Source organism: Pseudomonas sp. 1 (genome assembly GCF_056626735.1).
The window spans coordinates 216,287-233,475 of record NZ_JBWXMQ010000006.1; the positions used below are offsets into that span (position 1 = coordinate 216,287).

Sequence of the window (17,189 nt, forward strand, 5' to 3'; positions counted from 1 at the left end):
ATCAGAACGACGACTGGATCTTGATCCCGCCGATCAGCGCGTCATCGACCTTGTCCACGCCGCCCGGATGGCGGATGTATTGCAGGTTCGGGCGCACGGTCAGCCAGTTCGTCACGTGCACGCCGTAATAGAGTTCGGCGCTGTATTCGGTGTCCTGCGGCGGCAGGTAGGACGGATCGTCGTAGTCGTAGACGGCGCGGGCCTGGTTGGTCGCTTCGGCGTTCTTGCGATAGGCCGGATTGACGTGAACCCGAGCCAGAGCGAAACCGATGTCGTCCCTGGCGCGGGCGTCGAACAGGCCTTTGTAGACCACGCCGGCCTGGACGTAGTTGTCGACGGCGTTGGTCTTCTTGTCGTGCATCGTGCCGTTGGCGAACACGCTCAAGCCGCGAGAGTTGTCGCTGGCGACGCTGGTGATCTGCTGCTGCACGCCGAGCCACACACCGTGTTTGCTTGAAGCGCTGCGATAGGCTTCGCCGCTCAGGGCCGCCGGCTGGCCGTTGCTGTCTTTATAGGCGTCGGTGGCCTTGGCGTTGCTGTAGTAGTAACCGGCGCGGTATTCGCCCGGCAGGCCGTTGAGCTTTGGTTTCCATACCAGTTCGATCGGCAGGATCGCGCCCTGGGTGCCGCTGCCGCTGAGTTTGAAGCCGTTGCCGCGATCGAGGTTCGACGAGTTCTGCTCATAGGCGCCGACCTGTGCGTACAGCTCCGGCGTCAGGTGATATTTGACGCGCAGTGCCCATTGGCTGACCGGCCAGTTGTACCAGATGCCGCCGACCCAGTTGCCGACCTGCGAGCCGCAGAACGCCAGGTTCTGGAAGTCGCACGGGAAGCTGTTGAAGTCTTCGCCTTCGCCGAAGCGGCCGACCTTGATGTCGAGTTTCTGATCGAAGAATTTCTGCTGGTACCACATCTGCGTCAGGCGGGTGGTCTGGCCACGGCCCCAGACTTCCTGGGCCGAGGTGAAGCCACCGACGCGCGGGTCGTTGATGCGGTCGTTGCTGATGTTGTTGCCGCTGCGTTTGGTCACGGTCAGCTGGAATTCTGCGTCATCCCAGCCCAGCAGTTTTTGCAGGTCCAGATGAGTGCCGAGGCCCCATTGGTCGCTGTAGCGCGCGGTGCGGTCGTGGTCGTAGCCGCCGTGCAGGTTGCTGCCCATTTCACCGGTGTAGTCGAGCTTGAAGTCGATGCCTTTTGCCGAGAGTTCGCTGCGGGTGCCGTTCCAGTCACCGAGCATCCACGGTGATTCACTGTCGAAGGCCGAGGCGGCCTGGGTGCAGGTGGCGAGGCCAAGGGCGGTGCAGCCGCCGATCAGGCGCAGGGTTGAGATAGCGCTGTCTCTGGAGAGCGGAAAATCGGGCATTGAATAGGTCTTTCTTGATCTTTTTGGGGGATAAGCTGGCCGCTACGATTTGACGCAGGCAGTGAAGCGATTCAGCAGAAGGGCGGCAGGATAATGTCCTGTTACAAAAACACAAAGTGCTTTTGCAGACATGAACCCTTTCGGATTCGGTAACAGTGCGGCAATCGATCACATTGCCCGGGATGATGGAGCCTGCGATCTTGCGCGGTTCACCTACATTTGAAGGAAGGCCTTCCACCGGCTCTGCCCCTCGGCTAAGGTGCGCGGCTTCTGCATTTTCACTTCGCCCAAAGGCCCGGCATGAACGACCACAATCCCGATCCGCTGCACGGCGTGACCCTCGAACAGATCCTCAATGCACTGGTAACCCACTACGAATGGTCGGGCCTGGCCGAGCGCATCGACATCCGCTGCTTCAAGAGCGATCCGACCATCAAGTCGAGCCTGACCTTTTTGCGCAAGACGCCATGGGCGCGGGAAAAGGTTGAGCGTCTGTACGTGAAGCTGATGCGCACCAAGCGACCGCTCTGAGATGAACGCCCTATGGCGGCGACGCCTGATCACTTCGGTCGCGGTGCTGGGCTGGGCCGGGCTGGGGATTCAGCTGTACCTGATTTTCTTCGCACGGCTGAGTGTCGGCGCCAGCCTGCTGGGCGGGCTGGTGAGTTTCTTCAGCTACTTCACCGTGATCACCAACACCCTGGTGGCGGTGGTGCTGACCTGCGCGGTGACCCATCGCGAATCCGCTGCGCGCCAGTGGTTTCTGCAACCCCGGGTCAGCAGCGGGATTGCCGTCAGCATTGCGGTGGTGGGCCTGGCCTACAGCATTCTGCTGAGACATCTGTGGCATCCGCAGGGCTGGCAGTTTATCGCTGACGAATTGCTGCACGACGTGATGCCGCTGCTGTTTCTGGCTTATTGGTGGTTGTGTGTGCCGAAGGGCACCCTGCGTCTGAAGCACCTGCCGCTGTGGCTGATCTATCCGCTGGTGTACTTCGCCTATGCGCTGTTGCGCGGGCATTTGCTGGGGGCTTACGCCTATCCGTTCATTGACGTGGCGCTGCTGGGTTATCCACAGGTGTTCGTCAATGCCGGGGGGATTCTGCTGGGCTTTGTGCTGATGGCGTTGCTGGTGATCGGGATTGATCGCTGGCAAGGGCGGCGCCTTTAACAGCGCCGCCGCGCGTATTCACTCTTCTTCCGAGCCTTCGGCACGCCAGTAGCCGACGGCTTTGACGAACTGCTCATCCAGCCCGTGCTCATCGAGCAGTACCCGGCGGATCTGCCGCGAGACTTTTGTTTCCGTCGCCACCCACGCATACAGATTGCCCTTGGGCACCTGCAATTGTTTGATGGTGGCCAGCAGATTGTCTTTGCCGCCCTCACGCAACACCCAGATCACATTGACCTGCGCCGCGCTTTCCAGGGTTTGCTGCTCCTTGCCGTTCTCCACTTCGATCACCACCAGCGCCTTGCGATTGGCCGCCAGGCCTTCGAGGCGGCGGGCGATGGCGGGCAGGGCGGTTTCGTCGCCGATCAGCAGGTAGCTGTCGAAGATGTCCGGCACGATCATCGAGCCACGCGGGCCGCCAATGTGCAGGAACTGTCCCGGTTTGGCCTGTTCGGCCCAGGTCGAGGCAGGGCCGTCGCCGTGCAGGACGAAATCGATGTCCAGCTCAAGCTTGTCGAGGTCGTAGCGGCGCGGGGTGTAGTCGCGCATCGGTGGCATCGGCACGTCGCTCTTGCCAGCGCCGAGCACCAGGGTTTCCAGCGCGGCGGCCTGTTCGGCGTTCTGCGGGAACAACAGTTTGACGTGATCGTCGGTGCCCAGGCTGATGAACCCGGCCAGTTCCGGCCCGCCGAGGGTGATGCGGCGCATGCGCGGGGTCAGGTCGACCACCCGCAGAACCTCGAGCCGGCGGCGTTTGATTTCATGCATCACACGGTGGATGCCTTGGGTCTGGACTTCAGTCATTCGGCTTTCTCCGGGGCAGATTGAACGGCAGGGCCGTCGACGATGGCTTTGGCGGTGTCGTTGAGCAGGTCGCGCACCCGCAGGATTTCTTCCGGGCTCCAGCGCCCGTGGTGCATCTGCAAGGCATGACGCAGGTTGTGTACCGCTTCATGGATTTCCGGCGGCCGGTCGTGACCGCGTAGCGAGCGCTTGCTGACGTCGATGCGCATGCGCACGCCGTCCAGCGCCACCGCTTGTTCGCTGAGGGATTGCCGGCCGGCATCGGTCACGGCGTAGCGCTTTTTGCCGCCCTCGGCGTCGCCGGTGATCATTTCGCTCTCTTCAAGGAATGTCAGGGTCGGGTAGATCACGCCGGGGCTGGGGCTGTAGGCGCCGTCGAACATGGTTTCGATCTGGCGGATCAGGTCGTAGCCGTGGCACGGCTGTTCGGCGATCAGTGCCAGTAGCAGCAATTTCAGATCACCGGGAGCGAAAACCCGCGGGCCGCGACCGCCGCGCTCGCGGCCGTGGCGTTTTTCGAAGCCGTCACGGCTGTCGCCGTGGTCGCGGTGGGGGGAATGATGGTCTCTCATTTCAGTCGTCTCTCGTCGTATTTAGATACAACTTAAGATATATCTTTCAGGCCGGGCAAGGCCTTTTTCTTCGAAAGGGAATGGCCGCTGACGAGCGGTCGAAGCGCGTGAGCAGGGTTTCAAATGATTTTTTTGCCAAAAAGACCGGTCACGCAGAAATAACCATGAAGTTAAAGCTATGACTCTATTAATCGTTGATCTTATATTCTAAAACTTGAGGAAAGTACGACTGGGTCGTGTTGAAAGTGCTGTAATGCTTTTTACTTGAAACTGTAGGTAGGGAATTGCTTACAGTCACTTTATTGAATTTGTGATTTTGAATGTTTTTTCTTTCGAGTTGTAAGGGTGTTGAACTACAAGTGCGTAGGAAGTTGCCTGCTTACATTTAATCTACAAGCGTTGATCATGCCGCGGAGTTGAACTTCAGTGTCTCGGGCCTTATCGGCCGTTGTGAGCTGAACTTCAATGTTTCGATTCCTTAAAAAGAAAACAGGTACTGATCGATGTTCAAGAAAATCGCAATCACCGCTTCTCTCGCTGCCCTCGCCCTCAGCTCTTCCGTGACCTTTGCTGCCGGTGAAGCGCGCCACTCCATCAGCCTCATCGCCCATGTGCCGACCAATGGTTTCTACGTGGTGCCAACTGATACGGATCTGGTCAACAAAGACCAGGACATGAGCTATCAGCCAAGCACCGGCAAAATGCGTGAGATCAATGGTTTCTTCGATGTGCGCAACAACAACGGTTCGGTTCACGCCAGCCTGGAAAGTGTTCCGCAATTGATCTATGGAAGCGAAACCATCCCGCTGGAAGTTTCGTTCAACAACAAAGTACTGACCCTGACTCCACAAATGGTCGTGGGTGAGTCCGAGTCCGACGTGAACTATCGCGCACCGATCAAAATCCGCGCCACAGGCAGCTCTTTCCCCTCGGGTGATTACACCGGTGTTGTCGCGCTGACCTTCGACGCTGTACCGCCGATCGCTGCGCTCTGATCGGGCAGCTGCGCTGACCGCTCGGTAGCGTTTCCCGGCGGGACACCCATTCCCCAATGTCCCGCCGGACTTCAACTTGTTCGAAATCAGAGTAAGAGTTCATGTTCCCGATGACACCCATCGCGGTCGCGCTTGCACTGTTGTTTTGTGCCGGTGCGACGGCGGCACCTGTTTCCGCGGGTTCGACACCCCGCAGTCTGCTGGCGCAAGCCAAAGGTTTGCCAGCGGATTTCGAGGAGCATTTCTTTGACGTGCCCCTGGCCGTGCGGGTCGAGCTTGACCAGCAGCCTTTGGGAGAAGCTCTGGTCGTGCTGTCACGCGATGACCGCATCACCTTGCTCGAATTCACCGATACCAGCGAAAACCGCTACGGCCCGGCTGAACGGGAAAAGTGGGCAGCCTATCTCAAGCCCGGCGTGCCATTGGGCGATTGCTCCGGTGCGTGCCCGAATGATGTGCTGGCCGTGCATTACAACCTCGAAAGTTCCCTGGTCTCGATCCTCACCCGCAATGCCGAGCGCGATCTCGAGGCCAAGCGTTTTCACGATCAACCCCTCGAAGGCAGCAGCGGCCTGATGGTGCGCAATCAGCTCAACCTCAATGGTGGCCAGGATCAGGACCTGGGTGGGCGCTATGGTCTGGAGGCCAGTGGCAGCCTGGGTAACTGGAGCCAGACCTTCAACATGCAATTGGCGCGCATGGGCGGTCCCGACGACAAGCTGTACCACGCCGTGCACGAGCTTTACACCCAACGCGAGCTGCAAGGCAGCTTCTTTCGTCTGGGTTATTTCACCCCCAATTCCGAAGGCCTGACCCGTCAGCCGCGTACATTCGGCACCAGCCCCGACACGGCGGTCGGTGTGATGTACGGCAGCTCCGACAGTCTGGCCATCAACAACGCGATGCCCAGCGTTTATCCGATTTATGTCACCGCCAACCGTCAGGGCTCGGTGGAGATTTACCGCGACGGCCTGTTGATCAACACGCAGTCGGTGCCGGCCGGATTGCAGACCCTCGATACCCGACCGCTTCCCGGCGGCATCTATGAAGTGGAAGTGCGGCTGATCGAAGACGGTCAGATCACCTCCACCACCCAGGAGCTGGTCTACAAGCCGAACAACTGGCGCAACCTTGACGAGCGCTGGCGCTACAACCTGTTCGCCGGCGAAGAGAGCAAGCTGCTCAGCAACTGGGATCAACAGGCCAGCGGCAGTCCCACGGCCGGCGCTTCGATCAACTACCTGGCGCACCCGCGGGTGATTCTCGGGCTGTCGGCACGCCAGATCCGGGAAACACTGCAGTACGGCACGTCCATCGACTGGACGCTGGCCAACCATCTCAGCCTGTATGCCAACGTCTACCAGACTCGGGACTACGGCACCGGACTGGACCTGCAGAGCCTGTACAACTATGGCTCCGGCAGCCTGATCTTCAGCCACACCCGCAGTTGGCTGGACACCACCGATCTTTACGAAACCCTGCCCGATGGCACCCGTGTGCGCCAACGCAACGTGTTCGTCGGCCAGACCAGCAATTCTTCGCTGGCGATCAATCATCGCGTCGATCAGCGCAACTCCCTCAACGCCCGGGTTTCGCACAGTGAAGGCAACGTCGAAGGCTTCGGCGTGGATCTGGGCTGGAACCGCCGTGCCGTGCTGTTCGGCAACGATGCCAATTGGCGCCTGTCGCTGTTCGATCGTCCCGGCAGTTTCAGCAGCGGCAATGATCGCAGCCGGGGTGTCGATCTCAGCCTGAACCTCGCCATCGGCGCGCCGGGCCAGCAGTTGACCGGCAGCATCGGTTCACGCACCGACCGTGATGGCGGTCGCGACAACAATGCCTCTCTGGGCTGGCGCAAGGACTTCAAGGATCACGTGCTGCAGAACGTATCGGTCACCGCGCTGAGCGATACCTACGGCATGGGCCTGTCGAGCCTGGCCAACTTCCGCACCGACACGGTCAATGGCGACGGTTTCGTTCAGCGTTCGTCCTATAACAACAAGTTCACCGGCGGCCTGAACCTCGACAGCACGCTGGTGGTGGGCGGGCAGAAAATGCTGATGACCAGCGAATACGAGATGCGCGGCGCCGGCATGATCGTCGATGTGGAATCGGACATTGACGGGATTGTCCTGCGGGCCGACGACCTGAGTGGCGGCGGTGCTTCATTGAAGCCGGGGCGCAATTTCATTCCGCTGACGGCGTACCAGAACAGCTCCGTGAGCTTCGACTTCGAGGGCAACCATGTGCCCGCCGCGACCATCGCTCCGGCCCGGACCCGCTATCACCTGAACAAGGGCGGCGTGGATTACCGGCAGATCCGGGTGATGAAAACCCTCACTGTCCTCGGTCGTCTGGTGGATGCGCAGGGGCGTCCGCTCAGGGGCCATCACGTGATCAACCACGCCAGTCGCGGAGTGACCGAAGTCGACGGGTTCTTCTCGATGGAAATGAATGCTGGCTCCCCGACGCTGGAAGTGCGCCGGGATAACAACCTGCTGTGCCAGTTCCGTCTCAACGAGAAGGATCACCGCAGCGAAAACAATGTGTTGATGATCGGTGACCTGCGCTGCACGCCCGACACTCTCGCCGATCTCGCATCCATCGAACAGAAGGCGGGTTGATGCCATGAAAGCGACAAAGTACTGGCTGGGTTTACTAACGGCGTTGAGCCTTTCGGCCGAGGCAGCCACTCATGAAATAAAAGCGTTGTTCCAGCCAGACCCCTCGCAGCCAAACAAGAATGTTTTTGTCAACAAGACGCCCAACAGTGGCTATTGCGCGACTTACCCGGGTCAATGCTCGATCAACAATATGTTCAGTATTCAAACGCCGGTGCGGTTCACGTCCACGCGGCCCTTCGCCCCTGGCGACAGTCTGGGAGTGAGGGTTCCGGCCAATTGGCGGCGGTTGACCGTCATCAATCGGGATACGCAGGAAACCGAAACCGTTGAAGTGCGAATCATCGGCATCGGGTCCAACTATGTCCTGAGCCATCCGGCGGCCGATCTGACAGGCGCGGCGACCCCCCTGGAGGGACATCAGCAACTCTGGACCGACAGAAGTTGGGTCTATGCTCCGGCTCCCTGTCAATACAGCGGCGTAGGGGCCTACTCGCCGATCTACTACAGGTTTTTCTGGAAATCACCGGTAGAGGCTGCCTGTACCAAGGTCGCCGCGTACCCGATTCCGTCGATGTCATTCGACACCCTCGATTTTGCCTATGAATTGAGAACGCCCAATCCGTTGGGTATGTCATCCGGGCTCTACACCGGGTCGTTGTCCTACACCATGGGCCCCGATGGTGATTTTCAGATGGGCACGACGATGGTGCCGGACGATAGCGATCTGACTCTGGATTTCGTGTTGGACGTACAGCACACGCTGAAAGTCGAGCTGCCTCCTGGCGGAAACAAAATTGCGCTGGAGCCGGCAGGCGGCTGGCAACAGTGGATCGACAGCGGCCGCAGGCCGACCGACATCTTCCGTAATCAGCCGTTTTTCCTGTCCGCTTCATCGCGTTTCAAGGTGATGTTGCAGTGCAGTTCTCTGGGAGGGGCCGACTGCAACATAGGCAATAACCAGGTGGGCTTCTCCAAGTTCCAGGTCCGGCTGACGATGCCACCCGGCATTGTCGGCCCCGGGAATACCGATGGCTGGTCCGGCACGCTGACTTACAACACCTGGCTTGGACCGTTCGAGCCCAGCCGTTATGTCGATCGCAAACAAGGCATGTTGCGCTTCTTCATCTCTCCCAGGTTTCTGGATTTTTTGAAGCCCGGCATGAACGGCACGCTGTGGGGCAACGCCACGATCATTTTTGATTCGGAAGTATGAGCATCTGCCAACGGGGCATTGTGATTTTCATGAGGTTGAAAGGATGAGACATCTGTTTTTGCTGTTGCTGTGCGCGGTGTTCTGGACCACGGCCCAGGCCGGACCGCAGATCAATGTGGGCACGGTGTACGACTACCTGGACGGCGACAAAAGCACCTACCTGAAACGGGTGTTCAACAGCGGCGACAGCACGGCATTCGTCAAGGTCAACGTGCTGGAGATCGTCTACGACGGCCAGGGCCAGCCCCAGGAGGTTCCGGTTGCGAGCGCCGCTGATGGCGCGTCGCGCAACGGCCTGATGGCCAGCCCGGCACGCCTGATCATTCCGGCCCAGGGCATGCAGGGCACGCGTCTGCTGTATATGGGGGAGCGCGACCGCGAGCGCTATTTCCGTGTGCGCTTCGTGCCGGTGGTGCCGGAGAAGGAGGACGATTTTGTGGTGTCCAGCGAAGAGCGCGAAGACTACAAGAAGACCCTTTCGGCGGGCGTCAACGTGATGACCGGTTTCGGCACGGTGTTTTTCGTACGGCCGAAAGACACTCGCTACGACACGGTTCTCAACGACACCGGCAGTCGGTATGAAGTGCGCAACAACGGCAACACGGTGGTTGTGGTCGACGAGTTCAAGAGCTGTTCACTGGTAAAGGAAACCGACTGCGGCGCGACCGTCAAACACCACGTGATGGCCGGCCGCACGTTCGCTTTCGACAAGGAAAAGGGCCGCGAGTATCGCTTCAAACTCGTCGAAGGCGAGCGCAAGCAGGATCTCAAGGTCGTCAGCCGCTGACCCGCAGGAAATGACATGAACAAGTATTGTGTGGCCGCCGTACTGGCGGCAATCAGCACGTTGACCGCAACCGCTGTCTCGGCGGCTCGGGAAACGCTGCATTTCGAAGTGACGCTGACCATCCCCAGCCGACCGTTTTACATCCTGCCGTCGGAACCGGACTGGATCCACCGACCGCAGATTCTGGCCTGGAACTACCCGGATTCGACCCTCGGTGGGTTCAGCAGGAACTTCGATGTGCGGCATGACACCAGCGCCATCGAGGCTCGGCTGGAAAGCGCGCCGTACCTGTCGACGGGCAGGCCCGGCGAGAATATCGATCTGCGGGTGCGCTTCAACAACGTGGAGCTGAGTGCCGCTCCGGCGTACCGTCAGGTGCTGTCAAAGGAGGAGGCCGCGATAGGCAAGCGAGTGCCGCTGGAGATCGATCCGATCATGCCGGCCGGTGGTTACAAGGCGGGAGATTATTTCGGCAACGTGCTGGTCGTGTTCAACGCGAGGGCCCCGGGAGAGTAACAAGCGGCAGTCGCTGATCGGTATCCGTTTGCGGACGGATAAAGGAAAGATCGCGATCATTGCCGGGCTGGGCAGCCGCCAGGGAGGCGGATTTTCTATCGATGCAAAGGAAAGCGACATGATCAAGCAAGTGGTGATCGCCGTGTGCGTTGGCGTTTTGACGCCGATGGCCGGTGAAGCCGTCGCAGCACAGGAAAAGCACATTTTTGAAGTCTCGGTGGATATTCCAACCCTGGAATTTTATGTGATACCGAGCGAAACGGACTGGATACACCATCAACAGACGCTGCCCTGGGACATCGCCACTTCGACCCTTGGCGGCTTGCGCAAGAACTTCGATGTGCGCACTGACAGCAGTGCCATCGAAGCCCGCCTCGAAAGCTTTCCCTTTCTCTCCAGCGGCCTGGATTCACGGGATGACATCAGTCTGCGCATCAACTTCAACGGTACGGAGTTGAGCCATCACCCGGTTCCGGTTCAGGTCGTGTCGCGCGAGGAGGCCGTCGCGGGCAAGAGGGTGCAGCTGGAGATCGAGCCGCGGGGGCCTGCCAACGGTTATACGCCGGGTGATTACTACGGCACCGTCAACATCATCTTCAATGTGGCAGCCCCGACGGGTTGATCGTTGAACCAACAAAAGACCGTTTGCTGAGCAAGGAGCTGGTAATGGTTTCAGGGTTGCGAACATTCAACAGATTTGGCAAGGCAAAGTGGCAGGCGGGTCTCTACGGCTGGTTGATCTGCTCATCAACGCACGCGGTGACCCAGGAAATCAGGGCGGTCTATGTACCGGATCCCGCCAATCCGCAGACCAACAGCTTCATCAACCAGACGCCGCAGAGCGGTTACTGCGCCACCTATCCCAACGATTGCAAACCGTTATCGGGCGTCCGGCTGCCGTTGCGATTCGCTTCAGTGCAGGCGCTGGAGCCGGGCTCGTCCGAGCGCAACGGCGCGATGTTCAACATGCCGGCGCAGTGGCGCAGCCTGATGGTCACCAATGTCTTTACCGGCGAGACCGCGACAGTGGACATGCGCATCGGCGGGTTCGGTTCGCAGTATGTGCTCAGCGACACGGCGGCCAACCTGACGGGCGAGACCGATGATCAGCAGGCGCACTACAAGCTGTGGGGCACCAGTTGGGGTGTCGCGCCGCTGCCTTGCCGGCCCGGGGCGATGCCGTCTCACGGCCCGGATTTTTTCCAGTTCTTCTGGAAGACGCCGGCCGAAGGTATCTGCGCCAAACGGGCCGCGTTCATGATTCCCTGGATGTCCTATGGCTATCTGGACGTGGGCTACGAATTGCACATGCCGGATCCGTTGAAGATGTCTGCCGGCCTGTACACCGGTCAGTTGGCCTACGGTGTCGGGCCAGGCATGGACATCAACACCGGTGACAATCTGCTGCCGGATGCGTCGGCCGTGACTTTCCGGTTCGTGCTGGATGTCCAGCACGTTCTGAAAGTCGATATTCCTCCCGGCGGCAACAAGGTCGTGCTGGTGCCCGAGGGGGGCTGGCAGGCCTGGTTGCAACAGGGGCGAAAACCGGCACGGTTGTTTCGCGACCAGACGTTCAACATTTCGTCCTCCTCGCGCTTCAAGATGTTCCTTGAGTGCCAGCACGGCGGCGCGCAGTCTTGCGGGTTGCAGGACTCGGCGGGAGGCAGCACACAGGCGCAGGTGTTCGTCAGCGTCAGCCTGCCCGACAGCATCACTGACAGTGCGGGCCAGCCGGTGCGGCATCGGCCGTTGTCGGCAAGTCCGAGTGTCCCGGGATTTCAGCCGGGCCGGTTTCTGGACCGGGCGCCGGGCACGCTGCATTTCGAAATACCCAAGGACTATGTCGAGCAGATGCTGCAGCCCGGCCAGGCCCGGCGTTACGCCGGCAATGTCACAGTGATCTGGGATTCGGAAGTCTGAGCCCACCCCTTAAGGCAACCTGACCGGTTGCCTTAAGGGGTGCGCAGCGGCTCAGATCCCCGCGCGAGCCATGGCCTCGCGGGTCAGCCGTTGTTTCAGTGCCTTTTCCTGCCGACCGATGCTTTCAAGCCAATCGTCAAAGGTCATCTGACTGGTTTTTTCCTCTGTGAAGAGCAGATCCTCCGGGATCGACAGGCGCTGAGCCAATTCACTGAGGGTGCGTCTGAGCTCGGGGGAGCGATCCTTTCCTTCGCTCCAGCGTTCCTGGGCTTCCTGCAAATCGATCAGCAGGTCGACCTGTTCCTGGTACACGCGCGCGTTGGCTTCGATTTCTCCCGACCAGGTTTCACGCAAATAACGATCCCAGAAAAATTGGTCGAGCATCTGGTCGACCAGACCGCCATCGGCCTCAGCATCGAGAATCCTGTCGCCGGCCGCATCGATGGTTTCGTCGGTGACCCCGGCGATCGCACGGAATTTCATGGCCTCGGATTGCCAGGGCAGTTCAAGGCGTCTGGCCAGACCGGTTTCATAGGCCAGGTGGACTTCCACATCGTCAGCTGTGCCCTGGCGGGCCGCGATATCGGCCCGGGCAATCTCGTTGACTTGCCTGAGGCGCGCAGCACCTTTGGCCAGTGTCACCAGTCGCCGTTCAAGCTCATCGGGAGAACTGGAATAAGTGCGTGCTTCCGATTCCAGCACGCGTATTCCCATGCTGTTGAACAACTGGGCGCCGGCGTCTTCGCAACCTTCGGGGTCAGTCGACATCAGGAACAGTTCTTCGCGCAGCCGGGTATCGATGTTCATGGCGTCGATCATTCGCCAGACACGCTCGGTCAACTGATTCAGTGTCTCTCCACCCAGTTCGTAATCGGCAGAACGGGTCAGACCCTGCAGCACCTGGAAGAAGCCGTCGGAGCCGGGTTCACTCGCCAGGTCATGCCACGCTTCCGGACGAAGCGCCCCGATGCCGGGCGTTTCATCAGCCACTTCGGTGTCCATGGAAGTCGGCCATTGCTCCAGCAAGTCTTCAGCAACGGTGGCGTAAGTGTGTGACGGACGCAGACCCACGGACCTGCGATAGCTTTCGTAAGTGGAGCGTGCCTGGCTGGCCATTTGTTCCAGACGAACACGCGTGCGGGCGATCAGGTAAGCCTCATCGGAGCCGGGCCGCACTTCGGGAATGTACCTGAGCGGGTTGTTGCCCAGATCAAGAAAGAACCCTCGGGGGCGGGGAACATCGAACAGGCCCAGCGGCCAGCTGTCGATCTGTGTATTGATCAGACTCAGGATTCGCAACCTCGGCATGCGCCCGACCGACAGGGGCATGCTGATTGGGTTGTTGTCCAGTCTCAGGGTTTCCAGGCGCGTCAGCGTGTTCAAAAGCTGAGTATTGGCAGGCGTCAGCTGCAACAGGTTGTTGTTCAGACGCAGGGTTTCCAGACGCTGCATCCGGTCGATGCCGGCGGGCAGGGTCCTGAGGTTGCAGTGTCTGGCACTCAATTGACGCAGTTGAGGGAAATCCTTCAGCAGGCCGTCGGCCGTTAAAGAAAAACTCTGGCCGTCCAGATTCAGTGTCGTGATCTGATCGAGCCAGGGTTTGAGGCCGTCCGGTAATTGCCCCCACCATTGCTGGAGGTCATGGGGCAGCATCTCTTTCGACAAGTCCAGCGCGTAGCCGCTCTCAAGGCTGATGCTGCGTTCCTGGAACACCTCGGACCTGCGTTCGAAGCACTCCACCAGACGCTCTGCAAGGAAGCGTCCGCCTTTGTGTTGATACTCCCACCAGGTTTGCGGGACGCCCATGTTCTCGAAGTCCACGGGGGCACCCTGGCTCCGGAACCTGAATGCCCAAGAGTCGAGTGTTTGCTTCAGCGTCGTGAGTTCACTTTCAAGCCGCGCGATTTTCCAGTGGGCATCGCCGGTGGCCTGCAATGACCGGGCGAACGTCGCCACTTCTGTTTCGCTGAAGTGCGGATAGAGATTTCCGACTTTTTCTTCCACGGTCAGCGGCGCCTTGGACAGCCTCGGTCCGCGCAACAGCAGCTCGGTTTCCAGCGGGATAACAGGACGGATCGGGGAGCGTGCCAGGATTGTCCTGCGTTCGGCTGGCGTTTCGGTGCAGAGCATCACCCATTGTCTGAACGATTGCCCCTGGCCCGTGCGATAGCCCAGTGCACGGCGTTTGCCTTCGGGCAGGGCGGCCAGTATGGAATCATAGAAGTCAGCAGCGTCGTGCAGTTTGTTGTTCTCACCGTCGCGTACCTCATAACGACCGTGTTCATCCCGGATCAATCTGCGCACTGTTGTGGCATCGTCCGGGCCGGCGCTGCTTCGCAACCGGCCGTCATGCGTGCCTTCGCGAACCTCTATGCGCAAGTCTGAGAACGTGTCGGTGTAGATCCTCAGCGCGCCGAGCGTGAGACGTTCGGTATCCGGCACCAGCCATGCCGGATCATGCAATCCCTCGTTGGCCCGGGTGGCGAGTACCTCGAACGCGGTTTCCCGGGCCTGACTTTTCAGGCGCAAAGGGATGTGTTGCTGCTCGCTCATGATGTTGTGCTCGGCGGCTGTCGCCTCGTTTGTCAGCGATTCGGCGATTCGTGCCGACAAGGGAGGGAAATGGCGCTGGATCAACTGGGCCCCGGCATCGGTGGCCTGGTTTCTCAAGCGGTACTGGTAGTCGAAAATTTCGCTTTCGCGGGTTTGCACGGCGTCGGCCAATCGATTGCGCAAGACCTGTGCCCGCCGGGCTTTGGGATAGTCCCCGCCCAGCAGTGACTGCATGTCGGCGTCATCGAGGAACTCCACCACTCGCTCGGGCAAGCGGTTGTCCAATACGTCGTCAAGTCCGATGGACAGCGTCTGATGATCAAACGCAAGGGGGTTGCCGTATTGCCGGTAAGCGCCGGTCAGATCATTGTTTTGCCAGACTTTGACGGCCTTGTCGGCTGGCCAGCCAGGCATGTCGGTGATCATTCGGTCAAACCAGTGCGAATCCGGGGGAAGGGGCTCTGCGCTGCGAATGCGCTCGCCGAGCCCTTTTGTTTCCTCGCGGATACGGGTGCGGTTCAGCGTGTCCTCGAGCAGGGGCGGTGGCGGGCTGTTTTCCACATGCATCCGGCGCAACGCGTCGATCGGCGTGCCACTGATGCGACGTATCCTTTCCAGTTCGACATCACTGTAAACGTCGACCGAGTGCCCCAGACGTCGCATCAGTTGCGGGCCATCCCAGTCATGCGGGGTCTCTGCTTCGTGAGTCCAGGCCCCCGCACCGTTGTGCTGCAGCCGCGGGGAGTAAGCCTGCGGTCGGGAAGGGTGCTCGACACGGTATTGGCCGCTTTCGCGGTCGAACCTGACTGAATAGTGCCTGCCCTCCAGCGGCAGAATGGTCTTGCCGGCATGTTGGTGCAGACCCAGGGCATCCGGTCTGGCGCCCTCCGGCAAGGCCGGTTGCGACAGCTCGTACGGTTGGAGGTCCGGGTGCCACAACCGTGTGCTGCCATCGAACGAGCGTACGGCTTTCATGTTTTCAATCAGCGGCGAAAACTTCAGCAGAAACGGCCTGGCGACCACCGCACCACTGGCGAACGCCGCCAGTTGCAGGACGTCGTTGACCACTCCCACCACATGTTCCGCAGCCTCTTCCCAATGACCCAGTGCCAGATCCACCGCCCCCTCGATGACTTCATTGGTCAATTGCCAGGCGGTGTAGCCGAGCATTGCCAGACCGACGACAGGCACAAAGGGTGCAGCCACCATCACCGCCACGTTCAGGATGTCCTGGACAATTGCGAAAGCGTTCGCCCACCAGTCTGCGCGAGCATTCTTGTCCGCATCGGCGGTAGGCACGGCGATGTTGCGCGCATCGTTGAGGATTTTGTCGAGCTGGCGCTGATAGAGCGATTCCCACAAGGCACCGCTGAACGGTATCGCACCGTATTGCAGGTTGGGATGGCTGACCGGTGTTTCGCGCCAGGAAGGACGTGAGTCTCCACGTTTGTGTGGATACCATTTCACATGCAGCAGACGCTGCTTGAGATCGGCAAAGAAATACCCGCGGTCCTTGTGATCGACGAATTGGCTGAAGAACTGCCAGTAGCTGCCTCCGGTGGAGGGCAGTGTGTCGTTCTTCTGCAACTGGCGAGTCAGCTCGGTCAGAAAGTCGAGGTGGGTGGCGTATTCTTTCAACGGATGTTCCGGGTCGTGCGGAACGTAGGCGATGATCCGCGACGAGGACAGCGGATACCCGGGGTCGGGGCGCAGAATCAGGATGCCGGTCATCTTCAGATCCATGATGGTCAGCTCGCAAGCCTGCATCCGCTGCTGGCCGAGCCTGAGTGCCACCCGACCGTCGAGCAGGGCACGGATCAGCTGCACACCTTCACGGTCGATGTCTTTCTTTGCCAGCGCCACGCGTGCGGCCACCCGCAGCGCGGCCTTCTGGCTTTGCACGACCTGCGTCTTTACGTAACTGCGCGCTACCGGGTCGTCGTTCAACAGCATTTCCTGAAGATGTGCCTGATAAAGCCTGCCGATATCCAGTTCGCGACACAGCGTCTGGAATTGGGCCACGGTCATCAGTCGATCCAGTGGGGAAATGTCGTACTGATCGTTTACAAGTTGCATTTTGAGGACGAACGCGGAATTCGATGCGTAAGTTTCGTTATAGGCGAAGTTGTTCAGGGCAGCTTCGAGCAATGAAATTTTTCTTGAGGTTGAACCACTCAAAATATTTCTGACGTACCAAGGCGATCTGCTTTCGCGATACAGAATCAGAAATGTATTCCTGATATCGACGTCGATGCCGGTTTTCTCCCGCAAGCGTGTCCTCAATAACGGTTCGGCAAACGCGTGAATATCTTTCAGTCGGGCCAGTGCCTTGTCGGCAGCGTTGCGGGCTGCCCAGGCACTGCGATGGACGCTGGCCAGTCGCGGCTGCATCCAGTATTCACGACGCGGTTTTATATTTTTCAATACTTCGCCGTGATGCGGTTTCATATCGGTAAAAACCGGATCGATCCGCGATTTGATTAATTCGTAATGTTGCCCTTTGTATTCGGTTTTTGCAGTCATGGGTGCAGCCTTGAATAAGTCAGGAATGTTGAGCCTAACGTTCAAGTATGCGGAGGATTAGTTCAAAAGTTTGTTTCTCGAGTGCGAGCCAGACAGGGGAACGATTGAATATTGGAATGCATAAAACAAATAGTTATTGCCCCCGCAA

The 17,189-nt window shown here is 59.5% G+C and carries 13 protein-coding genes; 9 read left to right on the forward strand and 4 right to left on the reverse strand.

The features are described from left to right. Position 1: 1 nt before the first annotated feature. Positions 2-1,363, reverse strand: a complete 1,362-nt coding sequence (locus AC1MDC_RS11510) for a carbohydrate porin (protein WP_480393024.1) — start codon at positions 1,361-1,363, stop codon at positions 2-4. Positions 1,364-1,663: 300 nt separating this feature from the next. On the opposite strand from AC1MDC_RS11510, the gene AC1MDC_RS11515 reads away from it, so the two are divergent. Both AC1MDC_RS11515 and AC1MDC_RS11520 read left to right on the forward strand, forming a co-directional pair. Further along, a complete protein-coding gene (locus AC1MDC_RS11515) occupies positions 1,664-1,894 on the forward strand; it encodes a VF530 family protein (RefSeq protein ID WP_007956650.1) in 231 nt (76 codons plus the stop codon). Between the two features lies 1 nt (position 1,895). Further along, positions 1,896-2,534: a Pr6Pr family membrane protein gene (locus AC1MDC_RS11520; protein ID WP_480393025.1), complete on the forward strand. Its 639-nt coding sequence runs from the start codon at positions 1,896-1,898 to the stop codon at positions 2,532-2,534. A gap of 18 nt (positions 2,535-2,552) precedes the next feature. Here the strand turns inward: AC1MDC_RS11520 and AC1MDC_RS11525 are convergent, their stop codons facing one another. Together AC1MDC_RS11525 and AC1MDC_RS11530 are read right to left on the reverse strand one after the other, a co-directional pair. Continuing rightward, complete coding sequence (locus tag AC1MDC_RS11525) at positions 2,553-3,338, reverse strand: siderophore-interacting protein (RefSeq protein WP_085699773.1); 786 nt, start codon at positions 3,336-3,338, stop codon at positions 2,553-2,555. Beyond that, positions 3,335-3,910 (reverse strand): PadR family transcriptional regulator, encoded by a 576-nt coding sequence (locus AC1MDC_RS11530; RefSeq protein ID WP_011335784.1) that lies wholly within the window; start codon positions 3,908-3,910, stop codon positions 3,335-3,337. Before AC1MDC_RS11530 ends, AC1MDC_RS11525 begins: the two co-directional genes overlap by 4 nt. Before the next feature lie 503 nt (positions 3,911-4,413). On the opposite strand from AC1MDC_RS11530, the gene AC1MDC_RS11535 reads away from it, so the two are divergent. From AC1MDC_RS11535 to AC1MDC_RS11565, 7 genes are all read left to right on the forward strand, one after another. After that, positions 4,414-4,905 (forward strand): CS1 type fimbrial major subunit, encoded by a 492-nt coding sequence (locus AC1MDC_RS11535; protein WP_227233442.1) that lies wholly within the window; start codon positions 4,414-4,416, stop codon positions 4,903-4,905. Between the two features lie 101 nt (positions 4,906-5,006). After that, a complete protein-coding gene (locus AC1MDC_RS11540) occupies positions 5,007-7,529 on the forward strand; it encodes a TcfC E-set like domain-containing protein (protein WP_480393026.1) in 2,523 nt (840 codons plus the stop codon). 4 nt (positions 7,530-7,533) lie between these two features. Then, complete coding sequence (locus tag AC1MDC_RS11545; protein ID WP_480393027.1) at positions 7,534-8,742, forward strand: hypothetical protein; 1,209 nt, start codon at positions 7,534-7,536, stop codon at positions 8,740-8,742. Positions 8,743-8,785: 43 nt separating this feature from the next. Continuing rightward, positions 8,786-9,529: a pilus assembly protein gene (locus AC1MDC_RS11550; RefSeq protein ID WP_085701739.1), complete on the forward strand. Its 744-nt coding sequence runs from the start codon at positions 8,786-8,788 to the stop codon at positions 9,527-9,529. Between the two features lie 15 nt (positions 9,530-9,544). Further along, complete coding sequence (locus AC1MDC_RS11555; protein WP_227233437.1) at positions 9,545-10,045, forward strand: fimbrial assembly protein; 501 nt, start codon at positions 9,545-9,547, stop codon at positions 10,043-10,045. Between the two features lie 118 nt (positions 10,046-10,163). After that, positions 10,164-10,667 (forward strand): CS1 type fimbrial major subunit, encoded by a 504-nt coding sequence (locus AC1MDC_RS11560; protein ID WP_480393028.1) that lies wholly within the window; start codon positions 10,164-10,166, stop codon positions 10,665-10,667. A gap of 44 nt (positions 10,668-10,711) precedes the next feature. Continuing rightward, positions 10,712-11,965 (forward strand): hypothetical protein, encoded by a 1,254-nt coding sequence (locus AC1MDC_RS11565; RefSeq protein WP_480393029.1) that lies wholly within the window; start codon positions 10,712-10,714, stop codon positions 11,963-11,965. Positions 11,966-12,016: 51 nt separating this feature from the next. On the opposite strand, the gene AC1MDC_RS11570 is transcribed toward AC1MDC_RS11565, so the two are convergent. Then, positions 12,017-17,041, reverse strand: a complete 5,025-nt coding sequence (locus AC1MDC_RS11570; RefSeq protein ID WP_480393030.1) for an NEL-type E3 ubiquitin ligase domain-containing protein — start codon at positions 17,039-17,041, stop codon at positions 12,017-12,019. Positions 17,042-17,189 lie beyond the last annotated feature (148 nt).

What these genes read in the sequence shown, in the direction of transcription:
- AC1MDC_RS11545 (WP_480393027.1), top strand. Translation starts at nt 7,534, where the DNA reads ATGAAAGCGACAAAGTACTGGCTGGGTTTACTAACGGCGTTGAGCCTT.
- AC1MDC_RS11555 (WP_227233437.1), top strand. Translation starts at nt 9,545, where the DNA reads ATGAACAAGTATTGTGTGGCCGCCGTACTGGCGGCAATCAGCACGTTG.
- AC1MDC_RS11525 (WP_085699773.1), bottom strand. Translation starts at nt 3,338, where the DNA reads ATGACTGAAGTCCAGACCCAAGGCATCCACCGTGTGATGCATGAAATC.
- AC1MDC_RS11515 (WP_007956650.1), top strand. Translation starts at nt 1,664, where the DNA reads ATGAACGACCACAATCCCGATCCGCTGCACGGCGTGACCCTCGAACAG.
- AC1MDC_RS11540 (WP_480393026.1), top strand. Translation starts at nt 5,007, where the DNA reads ATGTTCCCGATGACACCCATCGCGGTCGCGCTTGCACTGTTGTTTTGT.
- AC1MDC_RS11560 (WP_480393028.1), top strand. Translation starts at nt 10,164, where the DNA reads ATGATCAAGCAAGTGGTGATCGCCGTGTGCGTTGGCGTTTTGACGCCG.
- AC1MDC_RS11535 (WP_227233442.1), top strand. Translation starts at nt 4,414, where the DNA reads ATGTTCAAGAAAATCGCAATCACCGCTTCTCTCGCTGCCCTCGCCCTC.
- AC1MDC_RS11570 (WP_480393030.1), bottom strand. Translation starts at nt 17,041, where the DNA reads ATGACTGCAAAAACCGAATACAAAGGGCAACATTACGAATTAATCAAA.
- AC1MDC_RS11550 (WP_085701739.1), top strand. Translation starts at nt 8,786, where the DNA reads ATGAGACATCTGTTTTTGCTGTTGCTGTGCGCGGTGTTCTGGACCACG.
- AC1MDC_RS11510 (WP_480393024.1), bottom strand. Translation starts at nt 1,363, where the DNA reads ATGCCCGATTTTCCGCTCTCCAGAGACAGCGCTATCTCAACCCTGCGC.
- AC1MDC_RS11565 (WP_480393029.1), top strand. Translation starts at nt 10,712, where the DNA reads ATGGTTTCAGGGTTGCGAACATTCAACAGATTTGGCAAGGCAAAGTGG.
- AC1MDC_RS11530 (WP_011335784.1), bottom strand. Translation starts at nt 3,910, where the DNA reads ATGAGAGACCATCATTCCCCCCACCGCGACCACGGCGACAGCCGTGAC.
- AC1MDC_RS11520 (WP_480393025.1), top strand. Translation starts at nt 1,896, where the DNA reads ATGAACGCCCTATGGCGGCGACGCCTGATCACTTCGGTCGCGGTGCTG.